Here is a 16,528-nt window from a genome sequence, read left to right as displayed (position 1 = left end):
CGGTACTATGTCTCGTAATACTGAAGCAACTGACGATGTCAACACCTGGGCTGGCGGGCACCTTAATTACAAAGAGGGCTTCTTCACCCAACTGCAAACCGATGAGCTGGCAAAAGGGATCAATGAAGATGTCGTGCGCGCGATTTCGGCAAAACGAAATGAACCCGACTGGATGCTGGAATTTCGCCTGAATGCCTTTAAAGCGTGGCTGACCATGGAAGAACCACACTGGCTTAAAGCGCATTACGACAAACTGAATTATCAGGAGTATAGCTATTACTCCGCACCTTCCTGCGGTAACTGCGATGAAACCTGTGCGTCCGAACCGGGAGCGGTACAGCAAACGGGCGCGAATGCATTTTTAAGCAAAGAGGTTGAGGACGCATTCGAACAGCTTGGCGTGCCGGTACGTGAAGGCAAAGAAGTGGCGGTTGATGCTATTTTCGACTCGGTATCGGTAGCGACCACCTATCGCGACAAACTGGCGGAGCAGGGCATTATTTTCTGTTCGTTCGGTGAGGCCATTCACGATCATCCTGAGCTGGTAAAACAGTACCTGGGCACGGTTGTCCCCGGCAATGACAATTTCTTTGCCGCGCTGAATGCGGCGGTGGCATCTGACGGCACGTTTATTTATGTACCGAAAGGCGTACGTTGCCCAATGGAGCTGTCGACCTATTTCCGTATCAATGCGGAAAAAACCGGGCAGTTTGAACGCACCATTCTGGTTGCGGATGAGGGCAGCTACGTCAGCTATATCGAAGGCTGTTCAGCCCCGGTGCGCGACAGTTACCAACTACACGCGGCGGTGGTGGAAGTCATCATTCACAAAGATGCCGAAGTGAAATACTCCACGGTGCAAAACTGGTTTCCCGGCGATGGCAATACGGGCGGTATTTTGAATTTCGTCACCAAGCGCGCACTCTGCGAAGGCGAAAACAGCAAAATGTCGTGGACGCAGTCGGAAACCGGCTCGGCCATTACCTGGAAATACCCAAGCTGCATTTTGCGTGGCGACAACTCGATCGGCGAATTCTACTCCGTCGCGCTGACCAGTGGACATCAGCAGGCCGATACCGGCACCAAAATGATCCACATTGGCAAAAACACCAAATCGACCATTATCTCGAAAGGGATCTCCGCCGGACACAGCCAGAACAGTTATCGCGGCTTAGTGAAAATCATGCCGACCGCTACTAACGCCCGCAACTATACCCAATGCGACTCGATGTTGATCGGTGCGGATTGTGGGGCACACACCTTCCCGTATGTGGAGTGTCGTAACAATAGCGCCCAGCTTGAACATGAAGCCACCACGTCGCGTATTGGTGAAGACCAGTTGTTTTACTGCCTGCAGCGCGGCATCAGTGAAGAGGATGCCATTTCGATGATCGTGAATGGTTTCTGTAAAGACGTGTTCTCTGAACTGCCGCTAGAGTTTGCTGTGGAAGCGCAAAAACTTCTCGCCATAAGTCTTGAGCACAGCGTCGGTTAAATTTTAAGGAAAGCACATGTTAAGCATCAAAGATTTACAGGTCAGTGTGGAAGATAAGGCGATCCTGCGTGGGTTGAGCCTTGAGGTTCGACCCGGAGAAGTTCACGCCATTATGGGACCAAACGGTTCGGGGAAAAGTACGCTTTCCGCAACTCTCGCTGGACGGGAAGACTACGACGTCACTGGCGGAACGGTAGAGTTCAACGGCAAGGATTTACTGGAACTGTCGCCGGAAGACCGGGCCGGTGAAGGGATCTTTATGGCATTCCAGTATCCGGTGGAAATCCCTGGCGTCAGTAACCAGTTTTTCCTGCAAACGGCGCTGAATGCGGTGCGGAGTTACCGTGGCGAAGAGTCGCTGGATCGATTCGACTTCCAGGATCTGATGGAAGAGAAAATAGCGCTGCTGAAGATGCCGGAGGATTTGCTCACGCGCTCGGTAAACGTCGGTTTCTCCGGCGGTGAGAAAAAACGTAATGACATTCTGCAAATGGCCGTGCTGGAGCCTCAGTTGTGCATTCTTGATGAGTCAGACTCCGGGCTGGATATTGATGCGCTGAAAATCGTTGCGGATGGCGTGAACTCGCTGCGTGACGGGAAACGCTCATTCATTATCGTCACTCACTATCAGCGCATCCTGGACTATATCAAACCCGATTTTGTTCACGTTCTCTACCAGGGGCGAATTGTGAAGTCCGGTGATTTTACGCTGGTCAAACAACTGGAGGAGCAAGGTTATGGCTGGCTTAGCGAACAGCAGTAACGTGCTGCAACAGTGGCATCATCTGTTTGAGACGCAAGGGGAGACACGCTCACACCATGCGCAGCAGCACTTGCAACAGATGCTGCGTCTGGGGCTGCCAACGCGGAAGCATGAGGACTGGAAATACACGCCGCTGGAGGGATTAACCAACAGCCAGTTTGTCAGTCATGTCGCTGAGATAACGTCAGCCCAATGTGCAGCGTTGTCGCCGACAATTGATGCTGTACGACTGGTGTTTGTTGACGGGCAATTCTCTCCGACGCTCAGCGACAGTACAGACGGTAGCGGTTTTGACATTACCATTGACGATGCGCGCCAGGCGCTGCCAGCGGCTATCCAACCGGAAGTGTTTTTGCACCTTACCGAAAGCCTGGCCCGTAGCGTAACGCACATTCAGGTGAAGCGTAACCAGCGCCCCGCGAAACCGCTGCTGCTGCTGCACATAACCCAGGGGCTGGCGGGCGATGAGGTGAATACGGCGCACTATCGCCACCATCTGGAGCTAGCGGAAGGCGCAGAAGCCACCGTCATTGAACACTATGCCAGCCTCAGCGAGCGTCGCCATTTCACCGGCGCACGCTTAACGATGAACGTCGCGGCAAACGCCCATTTGCGCCATATCAAACTGGCGTTCGAAAATCCGTTTAGTCACCACTTCGCGCATAATGACATTCAATTGGGCGCGGATGCTACTGCCGTTAGCCACAGTTTCTTGCTTGGTGATGCGGTATTGCGCCATAACACCAGTACGCAGCTTAACGGTGAAAACACCACGCTTCGGCTGAACAGTCTGGCGATGCCGGTGAAAAATGAAGTCTGTGATACACGGACCTGGCTTGAGCACAACAAAGGGTATTGCAACAGTCGCCAGCTGCATAAAACGATTGTCAGCGATAAGGGACGAGCGGTCTTCAATGGTCTGATCAACGTCGCCCAGCACGCCATCAAAACCGACGGTCAGATGACCAACAATAATTTGTTGCTCGGAAAGCTGGCGGAGGTGGATACCAAGCCACAGCTCGAAATTTACGCCGACGATGTGAAATGCAGCCACGGGGCGACGGTAGGACGGATCGACGACGAACAGATGTTCTATCTGCGTTCGCGAGGGATCGGCCAGCAGGATGCTCAACACATGATTCTCTATGCGTTTGCCGCTGAGCTGACGGAAGCCCTGGGCGATGAAACGCTGAAACAACAGGTACTGGCGCGGATCGCCCAACGCTTGCCGGGAGGCGCAGCATGACATTTCCCATTGAAAAAGTACGGGCAGACTTTCCGGTCCTGACGCGTGAAGTGAACGGTTTACCGTTGGCGTATCTGGACAGCGCTGCCAGCGCGCAAAAACCCAATCAGGTGATTGATGCCGAGGCCGAGTTTTATCGTCACGGCTATGCGGCGGTCCACCGCGGTATTCATACGCTGAGCGCCCAGGCCACGGAAAAAATGGAAAATGTGCGCAAGCTTGCCTCGTTGTTTATTAACGCCCGCTCAGCGGAAGAGCTGGTGTTTGTTCGTGGTACGACGGAAGGCATCAATCTGGTGGCGAACAGCTGGGGCAGCAGCAATGTGCGAGCGGGCGATAACATTATCATCAGCGAAATGGAGCACCACGCCAATATTGTGCCCTGGCAGATGCTGTGTGCCCGCGTAGGGGCAGAGCTGCGCGTTATTCCGCTCAATGCCGATGGTACGTTGCAGCTGGAGACGCTGCCGACGCTGTTTGACGATCGTACGCAACTGCTGGCGATTACCCACGTTTCTAACGTGTTGGGTACCGAGAACCCGTTATCGGAAATGATTGAGCTGGCGCATCAATACGGCGCAAAAGTGTTGGTGGATGGGGCGCAGGCGGTGATGCATCATCAGGTGGATGTCCAGGCACTGGATTGCGATTTTTATGTTTTCTCCGGGCATAAACTTTATGGACCAACCGGTATTGGCGTTCTGTATGCCAGAGAGTCGCTGTTGCAGGAGATGCCACCCTGGGAAGGCGGTGGTTCAATGATTGCGACGGTGAGTTTGAGTCAGGGAACAACGTGGGCTAAAGCCCCCTGGCGTTTTGAAGCCGGAACGCCAAACACCGGAGGTATTATCGGACTCGGCGCGGCTATTGAGTATGTTTCAGCACTGGGGCTTACTGAAATCAGCGAATATGAACAGTTCATGATGCGCTATGCGTTGGAGCAGCTGGCGGATGTGCCGGATTTGACACTCTACGGACCGGATAACCGCCTGGGTGTGATTGCATTTAACCTTGGTAAACATCACGCCTTTGACGTCGGCAGTTTTCTTGATAACTATGGAATAGCCGTGCGGACGGGGCATCACTGCGCTATGCCGCTGATGGCCTACTATAACGTTCCTGCTATGTGCCGGGCGTCGATTGCAATGTACAACACCCATGAAGAAGTGGATCGCCTGGTAACGGGCCTCAAGCGTATTCATCACTTACTGGGCTAACAGGGAGGCGTTATGGCTGCGCTACCGGATAAAGAAAAGTTGTTGCGTAATTTTCTGCGTTGCGCTAATTGGGAAGAGAAATACCTGTACATTATTGAGCTGGGTCAGCGTTTGCCGGAATTAAACGACGACTTACGCTGCCCGGAAAATAGCATCCAGGGATGTCAAAGTCAGGTATGGATTGTTATGAACCAGAATGGCGAAGGGATTATTGAATTACAGGGCGACAGTGATGCGGCAATTGTGAAAGGACTTATTGCCGTGGTATTCATTTTGTATGATCGCATGACGGCCCAGGATATTGTGAATTTTGATGTGCGCCCGTGGTTTGAAAAAATGGCGCTCGCACAGCACCTCACACCGTCTCGTTCACAAGGGCTGGAGGCGATGATTCGGGCTATTCGCGCCAAAGCCGCAACTCTTAGCTAAACTGATAAAACACGTTAACTTTCAGACCGACTTGAAAGCGTTCGTGTAAGGCAACGCAGTGACTCGTAAGCCGGATTGGGCGCTCGCCGCCGTCCGGCAAGAACGCCAGGGGGGTGAGTGAGTATGAAACGCGCGTCTGTTATTACGTTAATGCTAATCGGCGCTTACAGCGCTATTCAGGCCGCATGGGCGGTCGATTATCCTTTGCCCCAGGCGAACAGCCGCCTTGTTGGGCAAAACCAAACCTACACTGTGCAGGAAGGCGATAAAAACCTACAGGCGATAGCCCGTAAGTTTGATACCGCTGCCATGCTGATCCTTGAAGCCAACAACACTATTGCCCCCGTACCTAAACCCGGAACCCTGATTACTATTCCCTCACAATTACTGCTGCCGGATGCTCCACGCGAAGGCATTATTGTGAATCTGGCGGAACTGCGTCTGTATTACTTCCCGCCGGGAGAGAATATTGTTCAGGTATTCCCAATTGGTATCGGTTTGCAGGGGCTGGAAACGCCGGTAATGGAAACCCGGGTTGGGCAGAAAATCCCGAATCCTACCTGGACCCCTACACCAGGCATCCGTAAACGCTCTCTGGAGCGCGGCATCACATTACCGCCTGTTGTACCTGCCGGGCCAAATAACCCGTTAGGACGCTTTGCACTGCGTCTGGCGCATGGAAACGGTGAGTATCTGATCCATGGCACCAGCGCGCCGGACAGCGTGGGCCTGCGTGTGAGTTCTGGTTGTATTCGCATGAACGCGCCGGACATTAAAGCACTGTTTGCTCAGGTCCGCACAGGCACGCCGGTCAGGGTGATTAATGAGCCGATAAAATATTCGATTGAGCCGAACGGCATGAGGTATGTCGAAGTGCATCGACCGCTGTCGCCGGAAGAGGAGCAAAACGTCCAGACCATGCCGTATGTGCTGCCAGCCGGTTTTACCCAGTTTAAAGATAATAAAGCGGTGGATAACAGTCTGGTGGAAAGGGCGTTGTATCGTCGCGCAGGTTATCCAGTCACCGTCACTGCCGGGCAAGCATCGGTCGCGAGCAATGGGCCAGAAGTGAAGTCTGCGCAAAATGGCGTGCCGGGAGGAGATGCTGAGGTGCGCGCTACGCAATAACAGGGAAGGGGAATTCAGAGCAAAAAAAATGGCGCACAATGTGCGCCATTTTTATTACACAGATACTATTACTTGCGGTATTTAGTAGCTGCGTTGTCCAGACGCTGGTTAGCGCGAGCTGCGTCATCTTTAGCAGCCTGAACGTCGGAACGCATTGCGTTCACGTCGTTGCTCAGCTGGTCAACTTTAGCGTTCAGAGTCTGAACGTCAGAAGACAGCTGATCGATTTTAGCGTTGCTGGAGCAACCTGCCAGCAGAGTAGAACCCAGGATTACCGCGCCCAGTACCAGTTTAGTACGATTCATTATTAATACCCTCTAGATTGAGTTAATCTCCATGTAGCGTTACAAGTATTACACAAACTTTTTTATGTTGAGAATATTTTTTTGATGGGAATGCACTTATTTTTGATCGTTCGCTCAAAGAAGCATCGAATTGTGCAAAAACGGCTAAAAACCCGAGTGAAAACAGAAAGCTTCCATCGGATTCATCTTAGATAATCACGGATTAGATAGTGAAATCCGATTTGATTTTTTATTAATTGTGGCTATCGATAAAATAAAAAAAGCGCCACCAGGGCGCTTTTTTAAGCAAATTAATTCGCGATGGAATTATTACAGCACGTGAACGGATGCGGTGTTGGTGGTGCCGCTCGGAACCAGTGCACCAGAAACCATAACCACAACGTCACCTTTTTGAGCCAGACCGCTTTCCAGAGCGACTTCTTTACCCAGACGATAGAAATCATCGGTAGAGCTGATTTCTTTAACCACCTGTGCAACAACGCCTTTGCTCAGCACCAGCTGACGCGCGGTAGTTTCGTTGGTGGTCAGCGCCAGGATGGTGGCATCCGGGAAGTATTTACGTACTGCGCGAGCGGATTTACCACCCTGGGTTGCGACGACGATCAGCGGCGCGTCCAGTTTTTCAGCAGTTTCAACCGCGCCACGGCAAACGGCTTCGGTGATGCGCAGTTTGCGGCTGTCGTTGTTGAAGTCCAGACGGCTAGTCATCACACGGTCAGTACGCTCACAGATGGTCGCCATGATGGTAACGGCTTCCAGCGGGTATTTACCTTTTGCAGACTCGCCAGACAGCATTACTGCGTCGGTACCGTCGAGGATGGCGTTCGCTACGTCACCGGCTTCAGCGCGGGTCGGACGCGGGTTTTTGATCATGGAGTCCAGCATCTGGGTTGCAGTGATAACGACTTTACGTGCACGGATACATTTTTCGATGATCATCTTCTGCGCGAAGATAACTTCTTCAACCGGGATCTCAACGCCCATATCGCCACGCGCAACCATGATGCCGTCAGACGCTTCGAGGATTTCGTCGAAGTTGTTCAGGCCTTCCTGGTTTTCGATTTTGGAGATGATCTGGATGTTTTCGCCGCCGTGCGCTTTCAGGTGCTCACGGATTTCAACGACGTCAGAACGTTTACGGATAAAGGACGCTGCAACGAAGTCAACGCCTTGCTCGCAACCGAAGATCAGGTCTTGTTTGTCTTTTTCAGCCAGTGCTGGCAGCGCGATGGAAACGCCCGGCAGGTTAACGCCTTTGTTTTCGCCCAGGTCGCCGTTGTTCAGCACTTTACAGATAACTTTGTTACCTTCGATGGCGGTAACTTCCATGCCGATCAGACCATCGTCAACCAGAACGGTGTTGCCGACAGACAGATCTTTAGTGAAGCCTTCGTAAGTTACAGCAACGATTTCGTTGTTGCCTACGACAGATTTGTCGGTGGTGAAGGTGAAGGTCTGGCCCGCTTTCAGGGAAACGTCATTACCGCCTTCCAGTTTGATGGTACGGATTTCAGGACCTTTGGTGTCGAGCAGGATTGCGGCTTTTTTGCCGGTTTTGCTCATGACGTTGCGCAAGTTCTTGATGCGCTGACCGTGTTCTGCGTAGTCGCCGTGGGAGAAGTTCAGACGCATGACGTTCATGCCCGCGTCCAGCATTTTGGTTAACATCTCTTCGGATTCGGTTTTCGGACCGATGGTGCAAACAATTTTCGTCTTTTTCATGACAGTCTTAGTCTTTAAGTTGAGAAGGATATGGAAATCTGGCTCCCATCGCGCACGGATGGGAAGCTAAACCTGAGTTACGAAAGTTGTGATGCCTCGCTCTAAGGATAGGTGACATCGAAAAAGCGTGCAGAGGAATGTGTGCTTGTGTTTCAGCCCAACGGGATGGTGAGTTCTGTAGTCGTTGAGTTTTACAGGTCAATGTGCTGAAACCATTCAAGAGACAATTGGCGCGCATTATACGCTGAAAATTATCAAAAAGGAAAATGGAAACAGCGTTTCAAAACACTTCTGTGAAGTTTTACAAAAATTATTCATTAATTTGTTCATCGGTATGGATAAAGAGGCTATGGGGCTTGCGATTTGTTGCGCAACAAACTGCATTTAACATCTCGATGACTACGTTTTATGCCGTTGACGTCGATGCAGTACTATATTTCTAAAAGTTATATCAAATGCGTTTTAATTCATTTTAAAAGCCAATTCCACTGATTACACTCGTTTGGACATCCATACTGCTAAACAGCTAAAAGCGCTAGCAGAAGAACAATAAGCAGCAGCGGATACCCAAACGACATGATTGTCCTGAAAAATATTTCGAAAGTGTTTACGCCAGGCAGGCTTGCCATCACCGCTGTCGATAACGTCAACCTGACGGTTGAACAGGGGCAGATTTACGGCATTATTGGTTACAGCGGGGCAGGTAAAAGCACCTTAATTCGTTTGCTCAATGGTCTCGAAAAACCAACCTCCGGCAGCGTGACGATTAACGGCCACGATATCTCGGCCGCCAGTGGGGAATCGTTACGCCAGGCGCGACTGAAAATCAGCATGGTGTTTCAACACTTCAATTTGCTGTGGTCGCGGACTGTTAGCGAAAACATCGCGTTCTCTATGCAAATCGCCGGTGCGTCCAAAGCGTCCATCAAAACGCGGGTTGCTGAACTGATTACGCTGGTTGGGCTGAGCGGTCGTGAAAATGCGTATCCTTCCCAGCTCAGCGGTGGGCAAAAACAGCGTGTAGGAATTGCTCGCGCGCTGGCGAACAATCCAGATGTCCTGCTGTGTGACGAAGCCACCTCGGCGCTGGATCCGCAAACTACCGATCAGATCCTCGATTTACTCCTCGATATAAACCGTCGCTTCAAATTGACCATTGTGCTGATCACTCATGAAATGCACGTGGTACGCAAAATCTGCGATCGCGTCGCGGTAATGGAAAACGGCAAGGTCGTTGAGGAAGGTGATGTGCTCAGCGTCTTTACCCATCCTCAGCAGCCTATTACCCGACAGTTTGTTCGTCAGGTTAGCCAGTACACCGAAGAAGACGAGTTTAATCCGCAGCTGGCAAGCGAGTTGGGTGGGGTGGTTATCAAATTAACCTTTACCGGGCAACGTACCCATCGACCTGTGGTTGGGGAATTGACCCTGCGCTATGGCCTGCCGTTCAACATCTTGCACGGCAAAATGACGCAAACCGCACACGGCGTGTTTGGTCAACTCTGGGTGCACGTGGTGGCCTCTGAGGAACAATTGAACAATATTTTGGCCGACCTGCGCCAGAGCGACATTGAAGGCGAGGTGATTCAACATGGCTGAAGAACTGTTTCCCCATCTGAAGTGGGAGCAATTGTTAGCGGCAACCCAGGAAACGCTGTATATGACAGCTCTTTCGGGGGCGGCGACCTTTATTCTGGGCATCGCGCTTGGTCTGGCATTGTTCCTGACCGCGCGCGGCGGATTGTTCCCTAATCGCGCGGTATATAGCGCTATTTCGCTGGTGGTGAATATCTTTCGTTCGATCCCATTCATCATTTTGATCGTGCTGCTGATCCCGTTTACCAAAGCGATGGTAGGCACCATTCTCGGCGCCAATGCCGCGTTGCCTGCGCTGATCGTGGGGGCAGCGCCGTTTTATGCGCGTCTGGTCGAAATCGCTCTGCGTGAAGTGGATAAAGGCGTTATTGAAGCGACGCGTTCAATGGGCGCACGACTGAGCACACTTATTTTTCGAGTTTTACTGCCGGAATCATCTCCTGCTCTGGTGTCCGGGATCACCGTGACGCTAATTGCGCTGGTGAGCTACAGCGCGATGGCAGGGGTAATTGGTGCCGGTGGTTTAGGGAATTTGGCCTATCTGGAAGGATTCCAGCGCAACCACAGCGACGTCACGCTGGTGGCGACGGTGACGATTTTGCTCATTGTCTTCATCATCCAGCTTTGCGGCGATGTGATCACCTCTCTGTTAGATAAACGCTAATAAAATACGGAAACCATAATCATGAAAAAATCACTGACGTTACTCGCCGCAGCAACCTTAAGCGCCCTGAGCTTTGCCTCCTGGGCTGATACTCTGACCGTTGGCGCGTCTAACGTGCCGCATGCGGAGATCCTTGAACAGGCCAAACCGATTTTGGCGAAGCAGGGGATCGATCTGGAGATTAAACCGTTCCAGGATTACATTCTGCCGAACACTGCGCTGGCTGGCCGTGAGATTGACGCCAACTACTTCCAGCATATTCCGTACCTGAACAGCGTGATTAAAGACCATGCAGGCGATAAAACGTATGACTTCGTCAGCGCCGGAGCGATTCACATTGAGCCGATTGGTATCTATTCGAAAAAAGTGAAATCACTTAAAGATCTGCCGGAAGGCGGCAAAGTCATCATGCGTGACGCGGTATCTGAGGAAGGCCGTATTCTGTCGATTTTCGAAAAAGAGGGGGTGATCAAGCTGAAGCCGGGCGTGGATAAAGTAACTGCGCGCATTAGCGATATCGTCGAAAACCCGAAAAAGCTGAAGTTCCTGCCAAACGTGGAAGCCGCGCTGTTACCGCAGATGTATAACAACGACGAAGGCGATGCGGTGGTGATTAACGCCAACTACGCCATCGACGCCGGGCTGGATCCAGTGAAAGATCCTATTGCCGTTGAAAGTGGTGAAAACAACCCGTATGCCAACATCATTACCGTGCATCGTGGCGACGAGAAGAAAAAGGATATCGTAGCGCTGGTTGATGTCCTGCATTCAAAAGAGATCCAGGACTGGATCCGTACTAAATATAAAGGTGCGGTGATCCCGGTAAACAACTGATCTGCTTTTTGCCGGGTGGCGGCAGTGCTTTATCCGGCCTACGACGTCCTGTAGGCCGGGTAAAACGCGTTCGCTATGCCATACGGCACCAGAGCTACACTCGCTCAATTCTCGCTGGCAACCCCTGACGCACCGACGCACCCGACACCCAGTCAAGCCAGGTATTGGCTACCTGTCGGGTTGGGTCCGCAAAACCCAACTCGTTGAGATTAATCCCCGACTTAATCTGCTCATCAAACGCCATCGGCTCACCGTCGAGGGTATGCCGTGCCGCGCCCATTTCTTTATGTCCGTAACCATGTTCAATGGCGATGACACCCGGCATGACGCCATGCAGCAGGCTTATCTGCGCTTGCGCCTGACCACCAGGGGTGGTGATACGCACGATATCGCCGTGTGCTAAACCATACCGCTGACCATCCTGTGGATTGAGCGCCACCAGATTAACCGGCTTCAGATGATGAAGGCGTGGGATCACCGCCGTGGCGCTGGACATGGTATTGGATTTGAAGGAAATCAGTTTCAACGGCCACTCTTGTTCCGGGAACAACTCCTCGACCGCACGTCCATCTGACAGACGTGATGGATACCAGGCCGGGCAGCCGCTGAAGCGCTCGCCGGTAATCGCATGGCGGTGCGCGGCGACGTTCGCATTCCAGATTTGGAGCGGTTTTTCCCAGGCATTGCCGACGCGGTTATCAACTCGCCCGCTGTTGTCCGGCGCAAAGCGCCCGCCGCGGGAGTAGATAAACGCCACTCGGCTGATTTCATCGGTTTTCAACGTTTGGGTCATCACAGGCATGATCCGCTGGACCCCGGTCAGCGCTATGTCTTCCGGCTGTGCCTCAGCAACCGGAGCTTTGCCCATAAACGCAATATTGGCCGCGAGACGCAGGTAGTAATCTTCCGCACGGTTTAACGGATAGTGATTACCTTGCGGATCGGTAATTGCATTGTCGCCGAATCCAGGTAGCCCGATGCGCTTTGCCACTGCGATACAGAAAGACTCCATCGAGGCCGGTTGACCGTCAGCCGTGAGGCTGGTCGCCGATCTGACAACTGGCCAACGCGCGGTGGTGGCTTTGCTGGCCACGCCCGCCCACGGAGCGCTGAATCCCCAGCTTTCGAAGTTGTGGGTATCCGGCACGATGTAATCTGCCAGCGCCGTGGTTTCGTTCATAAAGGCGTCAATGGCAATAAACAGCGGCAGACGAGCAGGATCCTTGAGCTTTTCTTCCGCCACGCCGCGTAACCCCGCAATGCCGTAAAACGGGTTGGTCATGTTGGAGATCCAGGCTTTCAGCGGATAAGGGTAACCTTCAAGCGCCGAGACGAGGAGTTCGGTAAGCTGACCGGCGACAAACGGATACCACGGCGCTTTAGCCGGGAAGGGCGATTGCCCGGCAGCCACCTTATTGCGGTACTCTTCCGAAGACTCATAAGCGGTTTTACTGCGCGCGATGCTTAACCCTTTCGGTTTTACCTTCCCGGCGAAGCTGTCCATGTTGTAGCGCGGACCGTCGGTGGCGCCATTAAATTTGCCGCCGCCGACGAACACGCCGCCTTCAAGACTAAGGTTGCCAATCAGCGCATTGAGCATCATCACCGACCAGGCGTTATAAAATCCATTACCTGCCATCATACCGCCGTGCGTGATCACTGCCGCTTTACGCCCGTGGCGGGTGAATGCGTCGGCCAGAGCGGCAATGTCTGCTTCTGACACCCCACACTGCTGGCTGTACTGCGTTAGCGACAGTTTCTCTGCGGACTCACGCAGACACTGGAAGCTGCTTTTTACCGTTACTGTCTGCCCGTCGGCCAGCGTCACTTCACGGGTAACAAACAGCTGAGCGCGCGGGCAACTGCTGGCGGCGACAATCTCACCGGCCTCGTTGACGACCACCGGCTCCTGGGCTGCGTTTGCACTCAGATGGGCGAGGGTCAGGTGCTGTCCGGCAAGCGTTGGAATTTCATCGGTAATCACCAGATGCGTAGCGTTAGTCCAGCTTTTTTCTCCAGCCTGCTGCATGGCCTGCACGCCGGGAATGGCGAGATAATCAGCGTTATAGCGTTGTTTATCGATAATCCAGCTTATCATCCCCATAGCCAGCGCGGAGTCGCTTCCCGGTCGTACGGGCTGCCAGTGACCGCGATCGTCAGCCAGCACCGTGGTTAATGGCAGGGCTGGCGCCACCACAACATAGCGGAAGTCGTCACGTAAACGGGCGCTGGCCAATTGGCGGGCCTGGCGCTTAAACGGGTTGCCGGATTGCGCCGGAGAGGTGCCCATAAACAGCGCGAATTCGACGTTATCCCAGTCGGGTTTCACGTGGGTATTTTTATCCAGATCGCCCATTAACGCGCCGGAACCGGCCCGATAGGCCAGGCCGCAGTAAGCGCCATGAGCACCGAAGTTTTTACTGCCGAAACTGTTCAGTGCGAAGCGACGTAAAAAGGTATCACGTCCTTCATCGCTGGTATTGGTGACCAGCAGTTGATTGGATTTTGGGCCAAAGCCGGGATGTTTCGCATCAAGCGGTGTAGTGGGATCGTGGATGGCTCTCAGACCATCAACGTGGCCTTCACCAAACAAATCGCCACCTTCCACCACCTCTTTGATCAGCTGTTCGAAGCTGATGCGCTGCCATTTTCCTTCACCGCGTTTACCGACACGCTTCATAGGCTCCAGAATACGTAGCGGGCTGTACAGACCTTCGAGTAAGGTTGCGCCACGGGCGCAGGCGGTGGAACGTGCGTCAAGACCCGACTCCCCGGCCAATTGTTCCATTGCCGTAGCAAAGGGGACGGAGGCGTCTATATGGTGCTCGTGCGACAACGGATGATAAGGGTTGCCCGCAATGCGCAGCACTTTGCCTTGCTCAGTGTCAACGCGAACCCGTACACCACACTGCGTCCAGCAACCAAAGCACTGCGTCATCGAGATCACCTGCTGCGGGTTTTGCTGCCAGTGAGGCCGGGCGTTGGCTTCTGGGATGAGCGCGTTGGCAAAAATGCGGTCACGGGTAATTTTGCCCGAGGTTCCGTCCAACAAACCGTCTATAGCGCGCTTTGCCACATCCCGATAACTCAGGCCAAAAGTCACCATGCCACCTACGGCAAGGCCCACTTTAAGCCACTGACGACGGGTTAAATTAGCCATGTTGCATTCTCCTTGCGATCGCGTTCAGGGCTTCACGAACAATAATAATCAGTGCTATCCACAGGCCGAAGGTACCCACAATAGCCAGCCAGCCATCGGTGCCGCCGGGCAGGGTATAGGGATTAAACTGCGCGTTAAATTTCGGTACGGTCTGCACCTGGATGAGTAACGTCCAGCGCATTAGCCAGCACAGCGCCATAGCGCTAAAAGCGAGTAATATGCGCAGCGGTAGCGACAAGGGGTAACGTACAACCAACCCGCAAAGACCAAGCGAAACAAGCCATAGCGCAACCCAACCGATAGCGTAGTGTTGTGCTGAAGAGGCAACATCCAGCCACTGACGGATAGCCGAACCGGAACGCGTATTTCCACTCGCCCAGATCGCCACCACGATAGCCAGCGCGATCAACGTGACCATTTGCCCCCACGCTAGCTTACGCGGTAGTGCGTCCCTGCTATTTGTCGTGGCAATAAGCAGGGCAAGAAATGTTTGCAGCGCGCTGAGGAACATCGCAACCGGAAAGGCGTAACTGAACCAAATGGGACGCGCCTGTACCACCGACACTTCACGGCCGGTGTAAACCAGCAATCCGATGGCGGACAGCGCGCTACCAAGTGCTAACCATTTTGTGACGCTGTAACTTTTTAGCGTTAGCCGTTTCACATGCTGCGCCAGAAACCACAGACCTAAAAAACCGGTAAACAGCGGTAAAAACAGCGCGCCCCACGGCATCCAGGACCATGGCGTCGGATACGCATAGAAATGCCAGACGCGGGCGGTTTGGTGTAGATCAGCGGTCAGCGCCAGTGGCGCGGTAATCGCGCAGGTTAGCGCGATTAACAGCGTCAGATTCTCCAGGTCTACCGTTTCTTTTTTGCGCCAGTGAAGAACGCAGGCGAATAGCGCAGCGCAGGCGGCAATGCCGATGAAAAAGAAGTATTGTACGGCCCAGGGTAACCAGCTTACGTCCTGGGGATGGGCCAGAACCTCGTCGATAATCAGTGAATGGTTCATTTAAACCTCCTGCCATAGAGCGGGTTGAGCTCGTCCCATCAATGGGGTGACAAACGCCTCATCCAGTCCCAGATAGAACACGTGAGGAGACGTACCGCTTTCCGGCTTCAGGACTTTGATGGCGTCATGGTGTTCATGCAGCATTTGTGAAATGCGGCTGTGCGGATCTTTAATATCGCCAATGATGCGCGCGCCGCCGACGCAGGATTCCACACAGGCCGGGAGCAGCCCCGCTTCTAGGCGATGAACGCAAAAGGTACATTTATCGGCGGTTTGCGTTTCATGGTTGATGAATCGCGCATCATAAGGGCAGGCCTGCACGCAATAGGCGCAGCCCACGCAGCGTGTGTTGTCGACCACCACAATGCCGTCTTCTCGTTGGAAAGTGGCTTGTACCGGGCAAACGGGCACGCAAGGGGGATTATCACAATGGTTGCACAGTCGCGGCAGCAGGACGTTGGTAACGCTTTGCTGGCCTTCAATCTGTACTTGATACTGGTTGACGAGGGTACGAAATTCGCCCTGTGGCGTCTGGTTTTCAATGGCGCAACTGACGGTACAGGCCTGGCAGCCGATACAGCGTCGCAGGTCAACCAGCATGGCGTAGCGATGCTGTTGTGAGCCTTCGTGGGGTTCAGGCGAAAAGGGAAATTGCGCCTGAGCCAGCGGAACCAGTGATGCGCCAGCGGTCAGGACGCCCAGTTGCTGGAGAAACTGCCGTTTACTGCTGTCCATATATTCTCCCGTCACGATGCAACAACGAAACATTGGTCACGCCGTTGATTTGCGTGTGATGAATAAAGAATCTCAATGATTTACAGTGTAAAAATCGTGACGGGGTATACTCTATTGTGGTTAACCACATACCCGGCTTGTTGTTGATCTAAAACAACATAATTGACAGGGATAATTGAGTGGGACGCAACGTAGTAAGATGTCTGACGGTGCTGGCGT

15 protein-coding genes are annotated in these 16,528 nt (G+C 53.0%); 9 read left to right on the top strand and 6 right to left on the bottom strand.

Going from position 1 to position 16,528, the window contains the following annotated elements; all coding sequences use genetic code 11:
- Positions 1 to 7 precede the first annotated feature (7 nt).
- The 6 genes from sufB (at position 8) to ldtE (ending at position 6,278) form a co-directional block, all read left to right on the top strand.
- A complete protein-coding gene (sufB, locus tag OGY67_RS06540) occupies positions 8 to 1,495 on the top strand; it encodes a Fe-S cluster assembly protein SufB (RefSeq protein WP_020996440.1) in 1,488 nt (495 codons plus the stop codon).
- Between the two features lie 16 nt (positions 1,496 to 1,511).
- Positions 1,512 to 2,258, top strand: coding sequence for a Fe-S cluster assembly ATPase SufC (sufC, locus tag OGY67_RS06535; protein ID WP_003832649.1), 747 nt, complete (start codon positions 1,512 to 1,514; stop codon positions 2,256 to 2,258).
- Entirely contained in the window at positions 2,233 to 3,504 is a 1,272-nt protein-coding gene (gene sufD, locus OGY67_RS06530; RefSeq protein WP_071446903.1) for a Fe-S cluster assembly protein SufD, read from the top strand. Before sufC ends, sufD begins: the two co-directional genes overlap by 26 nt.
- Positions 3,501 to 4,721 carry a cysteine desulfurase SufS gene (sufS, locus tag OGY67_RS06525; RefSeq protein WP_008784609.1) on the top strand — a complete coding sequence of 407 codons (1,221 nt, stop codon included), beginning with the start codon at positions 3,501 to 3,503 and terminating at the stop codon, positions 4,719 to 4,721. The genes sufD and sufS overlap by 4 nt, the downstream gene beginning before the upstream one ends.
- Before the next feature lie 12 nt (positions 4,722 to 4,733).
- On the top strand, positions 4,734 to 5,150 hold the full coding sequence (gene sufE, locus OGY67_RS06520; RefSeq protein ID WP_003832654.1) for a cysteine desulfuration protein SufE: 417 nt from the start codon (positions 4,734 to 4,736) through the stop codon (positions 5,148 to 5,150).
- 123 nt (positions 5,151 to 5,273) lie between these two features.
- Positions 5,274 to 6,278, top strand: coding sequence for a L,D-transpeptidase LdtE (ldtE, locus tag OGY67_RS06515; protein WP_032943210.1), 1,005 nt, complete (start codon positions 5,274 to 5,276; stop codon positions 6,276 to 6,278).
- Positions 6,279 to 6,346: 68 nt separating this feature from the next.
- Here ldtE and lpp read toward each other — a convergent pair whose 3' ends face one another.
- The 3 genes from lpp to ynhH all read right to left on the bottom strand — a co-directional run bounded on the left by lpp (position 6,347) and on the right by ynhH (position 8,507).
- Positions 6,347 to 6,583: a murein lipoprotein Lpp gene (lpp, locus tag OGY67_RS06510; protein ID WP_003029373.1), complete on the bottom strand. Its 237-nt coding sequence runs from the start codon at positions 6,581 to 6,583 to the stop codon at positions 6,347 to 6,349.
- Between the two features lie 309 nt (positions 6,584 to 6,892).
- A complete protein-coding gene (gene pykF / locus OGY67_RS06505; protein WP_003029366.1) occupies positions 6,893 to 8,305 on the bottom strand; it encodes a pyruvate kinase PykF in 1,413 nt (470 codons plus the stop codon).
- Between the two features lie 7 nt (positions 8,306 to 8,312).
- Positions 8,313 to 8,507, bottom strand: a complete 195-nt coding sequence (gene ynhH, locus OGY67_RS06500) for a protein YnhH (protein ID WP_244293978.1) — start codon at positions 8,505 to 8,507, stop codon at positions 8,313 to 8,315.
- Between the two features lie 374 nt (positions 8,508 to 8,881).
- Between ynhH and OGY67_RS06495 the strand changes: the two genes are divergently transcribed.
- Genes OGY67_RS06495 through OGY67_RS06485 form a run of 3 tightly spaced genes read left to right on the top strand, consistent with a single transcriptional unit; the run spans position 8,882 to position 11,399 of the window.
- Positions 8,882 to 9,904 (top strand): methionine ABC transporter ATP-binding protein, encoded by a 1,023-nt coding sequence (locus tag OGY67_RS06495; RefSeq protein WP_032943213.1) that lies wholly within the window; start codon positions 8,882 to 8,884, stop codon positions 9,902 to 9,904.
- The gene (locus tag OGY67_RS06490) at positions 9,897 to 10,565 is read left to right on the top strand and encodes a methionine ABC transporter permease (RefSeq protein ID WP_003029361.1); all 669 of its coding nucleotides are present in this window, start codon (positions 9,897 to 9,899) and stop codon (positions 10,563 to 10,565) included. Before OGY67_RS06495 ends, OGY67_RS06490 begins: the two co-directional genes overlap by 8 nt.
- A 21-nt stretch (positions 10,566 to 10,586) precedes the next feature.
- Entirely contained in the window at positions 10,587 to 11,399 is an 813-nt protein-coding gene (locus OGY67_RS06485) for a MetQ/NlpA family ABC transporter substrate-binding protein (RefSeq protein ID WP_003029358.1), read from the top strand.
- 94 nt (positions 11,400 to 11,493) lie between these two features.
- Here OGY67_RS06485 and ttrA read toward each other — a convergent pair whose 3' ends face one another.
- The 3 genes from ttrA to ttrB are packed head-to-tail and all read right to left on the bottom strand — an operon-like array spanning position 11,494 to position 16,309.
- Positions 11,494 to 14,559 (bottom strand): tetrathionate reductase subunit TtrA, encoded by a 3,066-nt coding sequence (ttrA, locus tag OGY67_RS06480; RefSeq protein WP_286573793.1) that lies wholly within the window; start codon positions 14,557 to 14,559, stop codon positions 11,494 to 11,496.
- Positions 14,552 to 15,574: a tetrathionate reductase subunit TtrC gene (gene ttrC / locus OGY67_RS06475; RefSeq protein ID WP_048235479.1), complete on the bottom strand. Its 1,023-nt coding sequence runs from the start codon at positions 15,572 to 15,574 to the stop codon at positions 14,552 to 14,554. The genes ttrA and ttrC overlap by 8 nt, the downstream gene beginning before the upstream one ends.
- On the bottom strand, positions 15,575 to 16,309 hold the full coding sequence (gene ttrB, locus OGY67_RS06470) for a tetrathionate reductase subunit TtrB (protein ID WP_048235478.1): 735 nt from the start codon (positions 16,307 to 16,309) through the stop codon (positions 15,575 to 15,577).
- Positions 16,310 to 16,528: the final 219 nt, after the last annotated feature.

Source organism: Citrobacter sp. Cpo015, assembly GCF_030333035.1.
Lineage (GTDB): Bacteria > Pseudomonadota > Gammaproteobacteria > Enterobacterales > Enterobacteriaceae > Citrobacter > Citrobacter portucalensis.
The sequence above is the reverse complement of the archived record's forward strand: the minus strand, read 5'-3'. Positions and strand labels throughout refer to the sequence as shown.

Bases quoted from the DNA above. Each gene is read 5' to 3' on its own strand.
- sufB (WP_020996440.1), top strand. From the start codon at position 8: ATGTCTCGTAATACTGAAGCAACTGACGATGTCAACACCTGGGCTGGC.
- sufC (WP_003832649.1), top strand. From the start codon at position 1,512: ATGTTAAGCATCAAAGATTTACAGGTCAGTGTGGAAGATAAGGCGATC.
- sufD (WP_071446903.1), top strand. From the start codon at position 2,233: ATGGCTGGCTTAGCGAACAGCAGTAACGTGCTGCAACAGTGGCATCAT.
- sufS (WP_008784609.1), top strand. From the start codon at position 3,501: ATGACATTTCCCATTGAAAAAGTACGGGCAGACTTTCCGGTCCTGACG.
- sufE (WP_003832654.1), top strand. From the start codon at position 4,734: ATGGCTGCGCTACCGGATAAAGAAAAGTTGTTGCGTAATTTTCTGCGT.
- ldtE (WP_032943210.1), top strand. From the start codon at position 5,274: ATGAAACGCGCGTCTGTTATTACGTTAATGCTAATCGGCGCTTACAGC.
- lpp (WP_003029373.1), bottom strand. From the start codon at position 6,583: ATGAATCGTACTAAACTGGTACTGGGCGCGGTAATCCTGGGTTCTACT.
- pykF (WP_003029366.1), bottom strand. From the start codon at position 8,305: ATGAAAAAGACGAAAATTGTTTGCACCATCGGTCCGAAAACCGAATCC.
- OGY67_RS06495 (WP_032943213.1), top strand. From the start codon at position 8,882: ATGATTGTCCTGAAAAATATTTCGAAAGTGTTTACGCCAGGCAGGCTT.
- OGY67_RS06490 (WP_003029361.1), top strand. From the start codon at position 9,897: ATGGCTGAAGAACTGTTTCCCCATCTGAAGTGGGAGCAATTGTTAGCG.
- OGY67_RS06485 (WP_003029358.1), top strand. From the start codon at position 10,587: ATGAAAAAATCACTGACGTTACTCGCCGCAGCAACCTTAAGCGCCCTG.
- ttrA (WP_286573793.1), bottom strand. From the start codon at position 14,559: ATGGCTAATTTAACCCGTCGTCAGTGGCTTAAAGTGGGCCTTGCCGTA.
- ttrC (WP_048235479.1), bottom strand. From the start codon at position 15,574: ATGAACCATTCACTGATTATCGACGAGGTTCTGGCCCATCCCCAGGAC.
- ttrB (WP_048235478.1), bottom strand. From the start codon at position 16,309: ATGGACAGCAGTAAACGGCAGTTTCTCCAGCAACTGGGCGTCCTGACC.